This window comes from Microbacterium sp. UBA3486, assembly GCF_002377845.1.
GTDB lineage: Bacteria > Actinomycetota > Actinomycetes > Actinomycetales > Microbacteriaceae > Microbacterium > Microbacterium maritypicum_A.
This window is the reverse complement of sequence record NZ_DFQP01000008.1, coordinates 1-12,895: the sequence shown is the minus strand read 5'-3', so window position 1 is coordinate 12,895 and position 12,895 is coordinate 1. Positions and strand designations below refer to the sequence as shown.

The following is a 12,895-nucleotide window of genomic DNA, read 5'->3' as shown; positions in this document are numbered from 1 at the left end:
CGTCTCGACGGAGGGGGCGCTTTATGGTCCGGAGCTCAGCGCGTCGGGAAGGACCGCTCGGGCGACCCCGTGTACAGCTGCTGGGGGCGGCCGATCTTGGTCTGGGGGTCGAGCTGCAGCTCACGCCACTGCGCGAGCCAACCGGGCAGGCGCCCGATCGCGAAAAGCACGGTGAACATCCGAGTCGGGAAGCCCATCGCCTTGTAGATGACGCCGGTGTAGAAATCGACGTTCGGGTACAGGCGACGCTCGCGGAAGTAGTCGTCGGCCAGCGCGAGCTCCTCGAGCTCCTTCGCGAGGTCGAGGAGCGGGTCGGTGACGCCCAGCGAGGAGAGCACCTCGTCGGCCGCGTCCTTGACGAGCTTGGCGCGCGGGTCGTAGTTCTTGTAGACCCGATGCCCGAAGCCCATCAGCTTCACGCCCTCTTCCTTGTTCTTCACCCGCTCGACGAAACGCGAGACGCTCTGGCCGGAGTCGCGGATCTGCCCGAGCATCGTCAGCACGGCCTCGTTCGCACCGCCGTGCAGCGGGCCGGAGAGCGCCTGGATGCCGGCCGAGACCGAGGCGAACTGGTTCGCACCGGTGGAACCGACCAGTCGGACGGTCGACGTCGAGGCATTCTGCTCGTGGTCTTCGTGCAGGATGAGGAGCAGCTCGAGAGCCTTCGACATCACCGGGTTGACCTCGTACTCCTCGCTGTGCACACCGAAGTTCAGCTTCAGGAAGTTGTCGACGAAGCTCAGCGAGTTGTCCGGGTAGAGGAAGGCCTGGCCCACACTCTTCTTGTGCGCGTACGCCGCGATCACGGGGAGCTTGGCGAGCATGCGCACCATGTTCAGCTCGACGTGCTCCGGGTTGTGCGGGTCGGTCTGACCTTCGTAGTACGTCGAAAGCGCGGCGACCGCCGAAGACAGCACGGACATCGGGTGCGCCGTGTGCGGCAGCGCCGAGAAGAAGCGCTTGAGGTCTTCGTGCAGCAGAGTGTGGCGACGGATCTTCTCGTCGAACTCCGCGAGTTCGGAGGCGGACGGCAGCTCGCCGTAAATGAGCAGCCAGGCCACCTCGAGGTAGCTGGTGGAGCCCGCGAGCTGCTCGATCGGATACCCGCGATACCGCAGGATGCCCTTGTCACCGTCGATGAACGTGATCTCGGACTTCGTGGAGGCCGTGTTCACGAACCCGTAGTCCAGGCCCGTGTACCCCGTCTGCCGCGTCAGCGTGGAGAAATCGATGCTGTCGTGCCCCGCCGTGCCGCGCAGCACCGGGAATTCGGCGGTCGTGTCGCCGATCGTCAGCTTCGCCGTCTGGTCTGCCGCTGCACTCACGCGGACCTCCTCGTAGTGTCCGAGCCCGCTCGTCGCGGTGCTGTCGGACAAGATCTTGATCAAGCCTGAACTGGCGATCTCACGGCGCTGAAGCGCCAGGTCGGGTCACGACCGAATCGCCTTTACAGCCTAGTAGTCGCGCAGGCCTACTGTGACATCCGCCAAAGGGAAGCCCATTTCAGGGAGAGAACCTATATATCGCCGTCAGAGAGTCGGCGCGCCGCCTCTCTGACGTGCGCGGTCGGCGCCGTGAGCGCCAGCCGGACATGCTCCCCGGAGTCAGCGCCGTAGAAGGGCCCGGGACCGGCGAGGATGCCGAGAGCGGCGAGTCGCTCCATCGACTCCCAGGCATCGCGCCCCTCCGTCACCCAGAGATAGAGTCCTGCCTCGGAGCCGTCGATGCGGAAGCCCGCCGCCTCCAGAGCAGGACGCAGGGCGTCGCGCCTGACGCGGTAGAGCTCCTTCTGCTCCGCCACGTGCTCGTCGTCGCCGAGGGCGACCGCCATCGCGTGCTGCACCGGCGCCGGCGGCATGAGACCGAGGTGCTTGCGCGCCGTGAGAAGCTCGCCGACGATGCGTGCGCATCCGGCCACGAAGGCTGCGCGGTACCCGGCGAGGTTCGATTGCTTGCTCAAGGAGTACACGCTGAGCAGGTTCGCTCGACTCCCGTCCGTCACCCGCGGGTCGAGGATGGAGGGGATCGGCTCGGTCGCCCACTCGCCGTCCCAGCCGAGTTCCGCGTAGCATTCATCGCTCGCGAGCACGGCACCGAGTTCACGGGCACGACGCACGGCGGCGGCGAGCTCGCTCACGGTCCAGGTGCGACCGTCCGGATTGCCCGGGGTGTTGATCCAGATGAGCTTCGTGCCCTCCGGCCACTCCTCCGGATCATCCGCGGGCAGCGGCGACGCCCCCACGACACGGGCGCCCACCTCATAGGTCGGGTAGGCCACGCGGGGGTGGACGACGATGTCGCCGTCGCCGAGACCGAGCAGGGTCGGCAGCAGTGCGACGAGCTCCTTCGAGCCAATCGTGGGAAGAACGTTGTCGACACGGAGGTCGGGCACCCCCCGGCGTCGCGCGTACCACTCGACGATGGCTTCGCGCAGGCTCGGCGTTCCGACCGTCTGCGGGTAGGCATGGGCGTCCGTGGCTTCCGCCAGTGCGCGCCGGATGATCTCGGGAGTCGGGTCGACGGGAGAACCGACCGAGAGGTCGATCAGACCGTCCGGATGCCGCGCGGCACGCTCACGGAACGGGATGACGGCATCCCACGGGTAGTCGGCGAGGTCGCGGACGCTCACGGAATGCGCCTACTCGCCCTGCGGCGGGAGAGCGGCGATGATCGGGTGGTCGAACGCGTACACGCCGACCTTGGCTGCGCCACCGGGCGACCCGATCTCGTCGAAGAACTCGACGTTGGCCTTGTAGTAGTCCTGCCACTCGTCGGGAAGGTCGTCTTCGTAGTAGATGGCTTCGACCGGGCACACCGGCTCGCACGCACCGCAGTCGACGCACTCGTCAGGGTGGATGTAGAGCGAGCGTTCGCCCTCGTAGATGCAGTCAACGGGGCACTCGTCGATGCAGGCGCGATCCTTGACATCGACGCACGGGAGGGCGATCACATACGTCACCCCCTCAGTCTACGACTCGCGGGGCTCGGGTTCCTGCGCGGCTGGCCCCTCGGTGCGAACGGGAAGACGCCGAACGGACGGCCACGCGACGACCAGCAGCACGATTCCGGCGACCAGATAGGTCCAGATCTGTCCGGCGAACGAGGCCGGAACCACGACGGATCCTCCGGGCCCTTCGCCGGAGATCAGCACCAGCATGCCGATCATCCCGAGACCGGCGGCCACGGCCGCCCCCCTGTCGTGGGTCAGAGCGCGGACGGCGATGAGGATGGCCGCGCAGGCGATGGCTGCCACGATCATGCCGATCGGGATCGGGCCCCACATCACACTGTGGCTGATGGTGCCGGCGATGCCGTAGACACCGCCCACCAGAGCGGCAGCGATCCATGACAACACTCTCGACATCCAGCTCACGCGCACCTGTCGATCTTACCGACGAGGCCCCGGCGATCAGGCGGAGGGCCCGGCATCAGTCGGCGAGGCCGAACAGGCGCAGCAGGGCGGCGACCAGCGCGGCCGCCACGACGACCACGAGAAACGACTGCCGCAACCACAGGAGCCCACCAGCGACCAGCAGTGCGGGCACACGTGCATCCACGATGATCGCCTGCCCATCGCCGAGGGCCTGGACGGCCACGAGGGCGGCCAGCAGCGCGACCGTCAGAAGATCCGAGATGCGGGCCGTGCGTGGCGCCTCGAGCACCCGGGGAGGAACGAGGTAGCCGGCGGCCTTCAGCGCCAGACAGATCAACGCTGCGAGGAGGATCGCGCTCCACAGGCTCATGAGCTCACCTCCGACCCCGCACCCGACGATGGGCGGCCCGGCGCGGTCGGACGCCCCATCCAGTTGAACCAGCCGACCACGACAGCGACGACCGCGGCGACGAGCACGGGCAGGCCGGGCATCAGGAACGGAGTGAGGGCCGCGGCGACGACCGCCGCGGCGATGCCGACCGCGATGGCCTGGCGCTGCTGGAGACGAGGCCAGAGCAGGGCCAGAAAGGCGGCGGCTGCCGCCGCATCCAGCCCCCATGTCCGAGGATCTCCCAGCACATCCCCCACCAGCGCTCCGATGAGGGTGGTGATGTTCCAGCCGACGAAGATGCCGATCCCGGTCACCCAGAAGCCGACCTGTCGCAGCCGTGGGTCGCCCTGCGATATCGCCACCGCCGTCGACTCGTCGATCGTGAAATGGGCGGCCGCCGCCTTACGGAAGGGACCTCCCCCGACGATCGGTGACATCCGCATGCCGTAGGCGACGTTGCGGACGCCGAGGAGTGCCGCCGAAGCGACCGCCGATGGCAGGGCCGCAAGCCCCCCGGCCGTGAAGACGCCCACGAAGGCGAACTGCGATCCGCCCGTGAACATCAGCAGACTCAGCACACAGGTCTGCCAGACGTCCAGGCCCGATGCCACGGCGAGCGCACCGAACGAGACACCGTACGCACTGGTCGCGATGACGACCCCGAGCGCTTCGCGCCAGACCTCACGCCCCGCGGTCATCAGGCATCCCGCGCATTGCCGTTCGCTCCACTGAACACATGATCATAATTCTGAACAGTCGAGATCGGATAGTCAAGCGAACGAACGTTTGACATGATGAACACATGGAGGAACTCCGCACACGTATCGCCCGTACCCTGCGCCGGGAGCGAGAGACCGCAGGCCTGTCGGTCTCCGAGCTCGCTCGACGCGCCGCTATCTCCAAGGCGACCGTCTCCCAGCTCGAGAGCGGCGCCGGCAACCCCAGCGTCGAGACGCTGTGGGCTCTCGGCGTCGCGCTCGGCGTGCCCTTCGCCGTGCTGGTCGATCAGCAGGCGAACGCACCGACGCTCATCCGCGCCGACGATCTCGCCGGTGTCCCCTCCGCCGCCGCGGCGTACAGCGCGACGCTGCTGTCGGCGAGCCCGCCTGGAGCCCGCCGTGACATCTACCTGATCCAGGCCGAGCCCGGCGATGCCCGCCGTTCCGATCCTCATCACCCCGGGACGATCGAGCACGTGATCCTGATGGCCGGGCAGGCGCGGATCGGCCCGGCGGGTGAACCGGTGCTGCTGAACCCCGGCGACTATCTCACGTACCCCGGCGATGCCCCGCACATCTTCGAGGCGACCGCATCGGGAACCAGCGCCGTGCTCATATCCGAGCTGCGCTGACCGTCATTCCGGACCGGCGGCCGGAGACGGGTCGGGGATCTCGTGCGGCCGGTATTGCGGCAGCCGCGAGGCCGGGAGGATCGCCAGCGCGCTGACCCCCGCCAGCAGCAGCAGGCCGAGCTTGAGCGTGCCGAGCCGCGATTCCTCGTTCACCACGACCGCCGCGTCGATCTGCGCGGGCGTCGCGTCGGTCGCTTCGAGCGCGACGCGCAGGTCGTCGTTGCTGATGAAGTTGAGATTGTCCATGTCGACCTGGGCGACGAGCGACGGGGGCAGCTCGGGGTGCTCGACCACGGCACGACCGACACTGAGTCCGAGGAGCGACACCAGAAGTGCGCCCGCCAGCGCGGTGCCGACCGCCGATGCGAGGTTCTGGGTGGTGCCGCGCAGCGACCCGACGTCACCGGCGAGCTCGGCGGGGGCTGCGGTCACGAGCACGTTGAACACCAGCGTGACGAGCGCGCCCTGACCGATGCCGAACACGATGAGCCCGACGATGGTCGGGATCGTCTCCCAGTTGTTGTTCACGACGAACGACAACCACACCAGGGCGACCGTGGTGAGGACGAACCCCACGACACCGATCGTGCGTGGAGGGAAGCGCCGGTACAGTCGCACCACCAGGGTGGCCGTCACGAAGACGGTGAGGTTGAACGGCATCATGGCCATGGAGGTGTCGAACGGCGTACGGCCCTGCACGATCTGGATGTAGAGCGGGATCGTGAAGTTCACGCACGCCTCCAGCGCGACCACGATGAACATGGCGTACACGGCGGCCCGCTCCCGCGAAGAGCCGAGGACGCTCAGGTCGATCAGGGGCACCTTCCCCTCCGCCATCCGCTTCCTCGTCCACAGGAAGAATGCCTGGCCGAGCACGAGGCCGACGACGATGAACACGGGAGCGGGCGAGAGGCCGAGGATGGTGAAGGGAGCGTCGGTCGTCGCCGCCACGGCACCCCAGGAGTTCAGGTTGTTGAAACCCAGCGTCAGCAGCACGATCGCCGCTCCGATCAGCAGCGACGCCACGAGGTCGATGCGGATCGAGGCGTCACCGCGATCACCGCGCAGGGTGAAGCTCAGCGCGAAGACCACCACGGCGATCCCCAGAACGATGAAGAACATCGGGCGCCAGCCGACCAGCGTTCCCAGGGTGCCGCCGATGAGGAAGGCGGTCACCCCGGAGATCGCGCGGGCCGAACCGATCGCCCCGATGGCGGTCGCCTGCTGCGGTCCGCGGTAGTTCTCGGCGATGAGTGCGACGATCGACGGCACGATGATCGCCGCGGCTGCTCCCGCGACCGCCTGGCCGGCGATCGCCCACCACACGGTGGGAGCGAGGATCATCATGACCGAGGAGCCTGCGAACAGCGCGATCACGATACGGAAGATGACGACCCAGCCGATCCGCTGACCGAGTTTCGCTCCGGTCATCACGAGGGCGGCCACCGCGAGGCCGTACATGACGATGGTGGTGCTCGCGACCGTGGGCGGAACACCGAATTCGCTCACCATACCGCCGAGCGAGATCGGCAGCGCCGCCACGTTGAACGACATCAGCACCTGAGCGAGGAACAGGCTGACCATCGGCAGCCACGAGGTCTTGGTCGGGCTCTGCACCGTCTGGATCATGAGTGCTCCTGCGGTGCGGTCGAGAAAGCGGGTGGGTCTCTGCGCGCCGGGGCGGAGGCGAACAGGTTCAGCCCCAGGACGCGCGACAGATAGCCGATCGCCATCTGCGATCGGATCGAGTTTCCGGCCTCGTCGAGCCGTGGCGAGAAGCCGGCCACCGCGCCCTTCCCGGGGGCGACCGCGACGACGCCTCCGGAGACGCCGGACTTCGCCGGAAGCCCGATCTCGAACAGCCAGTCGCCGGAGCGTTCGTACAGCCCGGTCGACGCGACCACGGCCAGGGTGTCTCGGCACACCTCTTCCGAGACGACCCGCTCACCGCTGACGGGGTTGACTCCCCCGTCGGCGAGCGTCGCCCCCATCACCGCCAGATCGTGAGCCGTCACGGCCAGAGCACACTGACGTGTATATACGTCGACCACCTCATCGGGATCCCCCTCGAGCCGACCGTAGCTGCGCAGCAGACGCCCCAGCGCGCGATTGCGATCGTTCGTCTGCGCTTCCGAGGCGTACACGACGCCGTCCAGGCTCAGCGGTCGCCCGGCGAAGGCGGAGAGCCCTTCCCGCACGCGCTCCCACTGCTCGACGGTTGTCCGACCCGGCATGAGCGCGGTCGTCGCGATGGCACCCGCGTTGACCATCGGATTCATCGGGTGCCCATCGTTGAGCTCGACCGCCATCACGGAGTTGAACGCGAGTCCGGTGTTGTTCACGCCGACGATGTCGCGCACACGTTCGTGGCCGTGCTCCTGGATCGCCAGTGCGTAGACGAACATCTTCGAGATCGACTGGATGGAGAACGGGTGCAGGGCATCGCCGGCGTCGTGCAGCCCGCCGCCGACCTCGATCACCACCAGCCCGAACAGTTCCGGATCCACCTCCGCGAGCACGGGGATGTAGTCGGCGACGCCGCCCGAGTGCTCGCCCGCGTAGCGGGAGTGCGCCTCGCGTACGAGCTCCTCGACGCGATCCCATCCCGGCAGGATGCCGGTGGACACCTCCTGCGGAACACCGCGCCACGCCGTCGGGTCGAGCACATCTCCTCCTCGGATCCGTGACGCCCCCAGCCGTCAGAGTCACCGTAGCGCTCGACGGCCGCCTTCGGCTAGAGAATCCTCGGCGGGATGACCCGGGGTCAGTACCAGTTCATGGCCTGGGAATGCGACCACGCACTGCACGGCGTTCCGTACACCGATGAGATGTATCCGAGACCCCAGGCGACCTGGGTGGCGGCATTCGTCTGCCAGTCGGAGCCCGCGGACGACATCTTGCTGCCGGGAAGGGCCTGCGGGATGCCGGTGGCGCCGCTCGGGTTGTACGCCTGGTAGTTCCAACCGGACTCCTTGTTCCACAGCGAGTTCAGGCAGGAGAACTGATCGCCGCCCCATCCGTAGGTGCTCGACATGATCTGCTGCGCGGCGGCCTTGGCGCCTTCCGGAGTGTTGGCTGCGGCCAGAGCAGCTGCGGCCTGCTGTTCCGCCGCGGCCTGCGCAGCGGCCTGCTCCGCCGCGACCCTGGCTGCCTCCTCCTCGGCCTGCTGCTGCTGCGCAGCGGTGAGCGCGCTCCGAAGCTCGTCGGTATCGGAGACGACGTTCGCCGTCTCCTCTTCGACCTCGTCGGCGAGGACCCCCACCAGGAGCACCGGCGTCACGTCGATGTCGTCGAGTTTGTCGATGTCCTTCTGCAGGTCGGTGGTGTCGACGGACGTCACCGCGCCGACGTCGAGCCCGGACGCGACGACCTCGGATTCCAGCGTGGATGCCGCCGTCGCGGCATCCTTCGCCTTCGCCAGCGTGGCGGCCGCATCCTCGGTGATCTGCGCGAGGGGTTCTGCACCGGCCAGCGCGGGGGCGGTGACGGCCACCGCGGGGTTGATGGCTCCGACCGCCGGCGCGGACGCGAGGCCGACGCTGAGGGTGATGCCGACCAGGGTGGCGGAGGCGAGGCCGAGGAGGGTCATGGGGCGGTGGGCGGCGGAACGGGCGGACGCCGCCGCGGAGGCGCGCCGAAGCGCACGGGTTTTCTGAAGCATGGGTTCGACTTTCGGGTGGTCGTACGCCCTTGCAGGAGACTCATCGGGAGCTCGTCCCGGGCGCAAGTCAACCACTCTGAACCACGAACCTGAGCGAAAACCATCCCTCACCTGGGATTTACATGAGAAGAGGGCCTCGTGCACGCCTTCCGGCGGCACGAGGCCCTCTCACTCGGAGCTTCGCCGAGTGTGGTCTCAGACGTTCGCGTCCTGACGCTTCAGACGAGCGGTCTCCCGCGCGCGGGTGTTCGCGTCGAGGTTCACCTTGCGGATGCGGACGACCTCGGGGGTCACCTCGACGCACTCGTCGTCGCGGGCGAACTCGAGGCTCTCCTCCAGCGTCAGCTGGCGCGGAGGCGTCATCGACTCGAAGGTGTCGGAGCTCGCCGCACGCATGTTGGTGAGCTTCTTCTCCTTGGTGATGTTCACGTCCATGTCGTCGGCGCGGGAGTTCTCGCCGATGACCATGCCCTCGTAGACCTCCTGCGTTGGCTGTACGAAGAACGACATGCGCTCCTGCAGGGCGATCATCGCGAACGGGGTGACGACGCCCTGGCGGTCGGCGACGATGGAGCCGTTCTGACGCGTCGTGATGGAACCGGCCCACGGCTCGTACCCGTGCGAGATCGCGTTCGCGATTCCGGTACCACGCGTGGTGGTGAGGAACTCGCTACGGAAGCCGATGAGGCCGCGCGACGGGACGATGAACTCCATGCGCACCCAGCCGGTGCCGTGGTTGACCATCTGCTCCATGCGGGCCTTGCGGACGCCCATCATCTGGCTGACGGAACCCACGAACTCCTCGGGGCAGTCCACGGTGAGCCGCTCGAAGGGCTCATGCAACTTGCCGTCGACCAAGCTGGTGACGACCTCGGGCTTGCCGACGGTGAGCTCGAAGCCCTCGCGTCGCATCATCTCCACCAGCACGGCCAGCTGCAGCTCGCCACGGCCCTGCACCTCCCAGGTGTCGGGACGGTCTGTGTTGTTGACGCTGATGGACACATTGCCGATCAGCTCCTGGTCGAGGCGCGCCTTGACCAGGCGGGCGGTCAGCTGCTTGCCGACACGGCCGGCCAGCGGCGAGGTGTTGATGCCGATCGTCATCGAGATGCTGGGCTCGTCGACGTGGATCAGCGGGAGTGCCTTCGGGTCGGCCGGGTCCGCGATGGTCTCACCGATGGTGATCTGCGGGATACCGGCGATGTCGATGATGTCGCCGGGGCCTGCCTCGTCCACGGGCTTGCGCTCCAGTGCATCGGTCATCAGCAGCTCGGACAGCTTGACGGTCTGCTGGCTGCCGTCTCGGCGGATCCAGGTGACCTGCTGGCCGCGCTGGATCTTGCCCTCCTTGATGCGGCACAGCGCGAGGCGGCCGAGGTAGGGGGAGGAGTCCAGGTTGGTGACCAGGGCCTGCAGCGGGGCGCCCTCGGTGTAGGTGGGGGCCGGGATCGTCTTGGCGATGACCTCGAAGAGCGGCTGCAGGGTCTCGGAGTCGGGCATCTCGCCGTCGGCCGGCTGGTTCATCGAGGCGCGGCCGGCCTTCGCGGAGGCGAAGACCACCGGGAAGTCGAGCTGCTCGGCATTCTCGTCGTCGACGAGGTCCATGAACAGCTCGTAGGTCTCGTCGATGACCTCGGTGATCCGGGCGTCGGGGCGGTCCACCTTGTTGATGACCACGATCAGCGGCAGCTTCTTGTTCAGTGCCTTGCGCAGCACGAAGCGGGTCTGGGGCAACGGGCCCTCGGAGGAGTCGACGAGCAGGATCACGCCGTCGACCATCTCGAGGCCGCGTTCGACCTCACCACCGAAGTCGGCGTGGCCGGGGGGGTCGACGATGTTGATCAGCAGCTCTTCGCCGTCGCCCATGGTGTGCTTGACGGCGGTGTTCTTGGCGAGAATGGTGATGCCCTTCTCGCGTTCGAGGTCCATCGAGTCCATCACGCGGTTGTTGACATCGGAGCCTTCACGGAAGGCGCCGGACTGCCACAGCATCGCGTCGACGAGAGTCGTCTTGCCGTGGTCGACGTGGGCCACGATGGCGACATTGCGCAGGTCATTGCGGATGGGCATGCAGGGGTACTCCGAACTTCACAGGGATTTGACTCGTCGATTCTACTGCCCGATGGCGTCTCTCTTGACACGTCGCCACCTGCTCCTCAGGAAGCGCGGCCCCATCGGCCCCTGGAGGGGGCGCGGTCCGGCCTTGGGCAAGGCGTGCCCCACGAGTAGGTGGGGTCTTCTAGAGTGGTGCCATGGCTCCTGAGACGCACCCCAACCTGATGGCCACCGGTCCCCAGACGAAGCTCCCTGAGGATCCCGCGCTGGCCTTGCTCACCGAACGAGGCGTCGACGCCGTCCTCGAGGTGGCCAAGGACCACCCGACGTCCAGCCTCTGCTGGGCACTGCTCGCCGAGGCATCGCTGCGCACCGGCGAACTCGAGGACGACATTGCCGGCTACGCCTACGCCCGTACCGGTTACCACCGCGGGCTCGATGCCCTGCGGCGCAGCGGCTGGAAGGGGGCCGGTCCGGTGCCGTGGAGCCACGTGCCCAACCAGGGCTTCCTGCGCTGCCTGTGGGCGCTGTCCGTCGCCGCCGGACGGATCCAGGAGACCGAGGAGGCCGAGCGGTGTGCACAGTTCCTGCGCGACAGTTCCGAGGAGGCCTACCTGGAGCTCTCGAAGGGTCAGCCGGGCGACGCGGACTGACGGGCACCCCGACGACGTGGAGGGCACGCACCCCGATCACCACGATCGGAGTGCGGGCCCTCCTGCGTCCCCGCAGCCGCAGGTGCGTCAGCGGCGCTTGCCCATCGCCTGCGAACAGTTGGCCCACAGGTCCTGCAGCAGCACATTGGCGAGGTCCGTGTTGTCCAGGTACTTGCCGCGCACCGGGTCGCCCGCGACGGCGCGCTTGGCCAGCTGCTTGGAACCGGCGCCCTTGGCATGGACGGGACCGGTGGATGGTGTGGTCGCGCCTGAGTGCCAGGCGGGCTGGTGGCCACCTGCGGGATGCCGAAGGCCCGCTTGGGGTCTTGCCCTTGGCCAGCTTCTGTGAAGTCGGCCTTGATCTCCAGCAGCTTCCAGCCCTTGGTGCCCTGCTGCAGCGCCGTGTAGTCCTCCTAGGAGATGTAGCCGTACTTGGGGGCCTTCAGCTTCTTGCCGTTGTCGTCGAAGTGGGGGTTGCCTGCGCCCATCATGACGGTCATCTCGGAGGCGACCTCCTGCTTCGCGATGCCCATGTGGTCAATGCGGGACTTGTTGTGCACCACGTAGGAGGCGGGCGTGGCGTGGCTGAACTGCACCGACGAGATGGAGCCCGCGGCCTTGCCGAGGGCGATGGCGCGCTCGGACGGGTTCTCGACGGGCTTGCCGTCGGCATCGACACCCAGACCGGCGTTGTAGGTCTTGACACCGGTCGACATCGCGGTGCCGGCCGCGGCGGAGCCGGTGGGATCGGCCTTGACGCACTCGAAGTCCCGCCAGGGGTCATAGGAACCCTTGACCGAGTAGGTGGCCATGTCCGCCTGCACCGGGAACTTCTCCTGCAGGGTGACGGGACGGCCGGTGACTTCGCGGACGGCGCCGGGCTGGCCGACGGCCTGCTTGTAACTGCGGCCCTTCTCGTACAGCGAGGCAGCGGCAATCTGTTTGTAGCCCATGCCATCACCGATCAGGACGATGACGTTCTTGGGAGCCTTGGCCTTCTTGGCGGGCAGCGGCGCGGTGGCGTCGGCGCTGGAGACGTTTCCTGCACAGGTGAGGCCGGCCACCAGGGCCAGGCTGAACAGGGGCGCGGCGATGCGACGGGTGTTCATCGGGTTCTCCTCGTGAGTGGGGTGTCTACTACGTGACGTAGCAACTCCAGCCAGGTCGCCGTGGGTGCCTCCAGATGGCCGCGAGGTGAGCACTGGGCGATCCTTCGGCGTTTGCGGACACCTCCCGGGGTGGCGGCGGGGGTGGGGTAACCTTGTGTGGCAAGAGCCCGCTTGCACTCGTGCAAGGGGCTTCACCTGTTTCTGGCGCCGGGGCACGGACCAGCGGCGTCGCTGAATGATCTTGGAGGGCTGAAATGCCTGGCATCGTGGTGATCGGTACCCAGTGGGGCGACGAGGGCAAG

General features: G+C 67.6%; 13 protein-coding genes. 2 read left to right on the top strand and 11 right to left on the bottom strand.

The features are described 5' to 3' along the window. Positions 1 to 35: 35 nt before the first annotated feature. The 6 genes from B2869_RS00630 to B2869_RS00605 all read right to left on the bottom strand — a co-directional run bounded on the left by B2869_RS00630 (position 36) and on the right by B2869_RS00605 (position 4,462). A complete protein-coding gene (locus tag B2869_RS00630) occupies positions 36 to 1,325 on the bottom strand; it encodes a citrate synthase (RefSeq protein ID WP_046398932.1) in 1,290 nt (429 codons plus the stop codon). A 191-nt stretch (positions 1,326 to 1,516) separates the two neighbouring features. Continuing rightward, entirely contained in the window at positions 1,517 to 2,629 is a 1,113-nt protein-coding gene (gene dapC, locus B2869_RS00625) for a succinyldiaminopimelate transaminase (protein WP_167254536.1), read from the bottom strand. Positions 2,630 to 2,638: 9 nt separating this feature from the next. Next, on the bottom strand, positions 2,639 to 2,959 hold the full coding sequence (gene fdxA, locus B2869_RS00620; RefSeq protein WP_021199610.1) for a ferredoxin: 321 nt from the start codon (positions 2,957 to 2,959) through the stop codon (positions 2,639 to 2,641). A gap of 9 nt (positions 2,960 to 2,968) precedes the next feature. After that, positions 2,969 to 3,379 carry a hypothetical protein gene (locus tag B2869_RS00615; protein WP_052514691.1) on the bottom strand — a complete coding sequence of 137 codons (411 nt, stop codon included), beginning with the start codon at positions 3,377 to 3,379 and terminating at the stop codon, positions 2,969 to 2,971. A gap of 49 nt (positions 3,380 to 3,428) precedes the next feature. Then, positions 3,429 to 3,743, bottom strand: coding sequence for an AzlD domain-containing protein (locus B2869_RS00610; protein WP_292761421.1), 315 nt, complete (start codon positions 3,741 to 3,743; stop codon positions 3,429 to 3,431). Continuing rightward, entirely contained in the window at positions 3,740 to 4,462 is a 723-nt protein-coding gene (locus tag B2869_RS00605) for an AzlC family ABC transporter permease (protein ID WP_292761418.1), read from the bottom strand. Before B2869_RS00605 ends, B2869_RS00610 begins: the two co-directional genes overlap by 4 nt. A gap of 104 nt (positions 4,463 to 4,566) precedes the next feature. Here B2869_RS00605 and B2869_RS00600 point away from each other — a divergent pair, with 104 nt between their 5' ends. Continuing rightward, entirely contained in the window at positions 4,567 to 5,115 is a 549-nt protein-coding gene (locus B2869_RS00600; RefSeq protein ID WP_292761416.1) for a helix-turn-helix domain-containing protein, read from the top strand. 3 nt (positions 5,116 to 5,118) lie between these two features. On the opposite strand, the gene B2869_RS00595 is transcribed toward B2869_RS00600, so the two are convergent. The 4 genes from B2869_RS00595 to typA form a co-directional block, all read right to left on the bottom strand. Next, the gene (locus B2869_RS00595; RefSeq protein ID WP_292761413.1) at positions 5,119 to 6,744 is read right to left on the bottom strand and encodes an MFS transporter; all 1,626 of its coding nucleotides are present in this window, start codon (positions 6,742 to 6,744) and stop codon (positions 5,119 to 5,121) included. After that, positions 6,741 to 7,781, bottom strand: coding sequence for a glutaminase A (gene glsA, locus B2869_RS00590; protein WP_292761411.1), 1,041 nt, complete (start codon positions 7,779 to 7,781; stop codon positions 6,741 to 6,743). Before glsA ends, B2869_RS00595 begins: the two co-directional genes overlap by 4 nt. Positions 7,782 to 7,879: 98 nt before the next feature. After that, the gene (locus tag B2869_RS00585) at positions 7,880 to 8,776 is read right to left on the bottom strand and encodes a phospholipase (protein ID WP_292761408.1); all 897 of its coding nucleotides are present in this window, start codon (positions 8,774 to 8,776) and stop codon (positions 7,880 to 7,882) included. Between the two features lie 195 nt (positions 8,777 to 8,971). Further along, a complete protein-coding gene (gene typA, locus B2869_RS00580) occupies positions 8,972 to 10,846 on the bottom strand; it encodes a translational GTPase TypA (protein WP_292761405.1) in 1,875 nt (624 codons plus the stop codon). Positions 10,847 to 11,028: 182 nt separating this feature from the next. On the opposite strand from typA, the gene B2869_RS00575 reads away from it, so the two are divergent. Continuing rightward, the gene (locus B2869_RS00575; protein ID WP_094764529.1) at positions 11,029 to 11,484 is read left to right on the top strand and encodes a DUF3151 domain-containing protein; all 456 of its coding nucleotides are present in this window, start codon (positions 11,029 to 11,031) and stop codon (positions 11,482 to 11,484) included. A gap of 413 nt (positions 11,485 to 11,897) precedes the next feature. On the opposite strand, the gene B2869_RS00570 is transcribed toward B2869_RS00575, so the two are convergent. Then, the gene (locus B2869_RS00570) at positions 11,898 to 12,593 is read right to left on the bottom strand and encodes an alkaline phosphatase (protein ID WP_292761398.1); all 696 of its coding nucleotides are present in this window, start codon (positions 12,591 to 12,593) and stop codon (positions 11,898 to 11,900) included. Positions 12,594 to 12,895 lie beyond the last annotated feature (302 nt).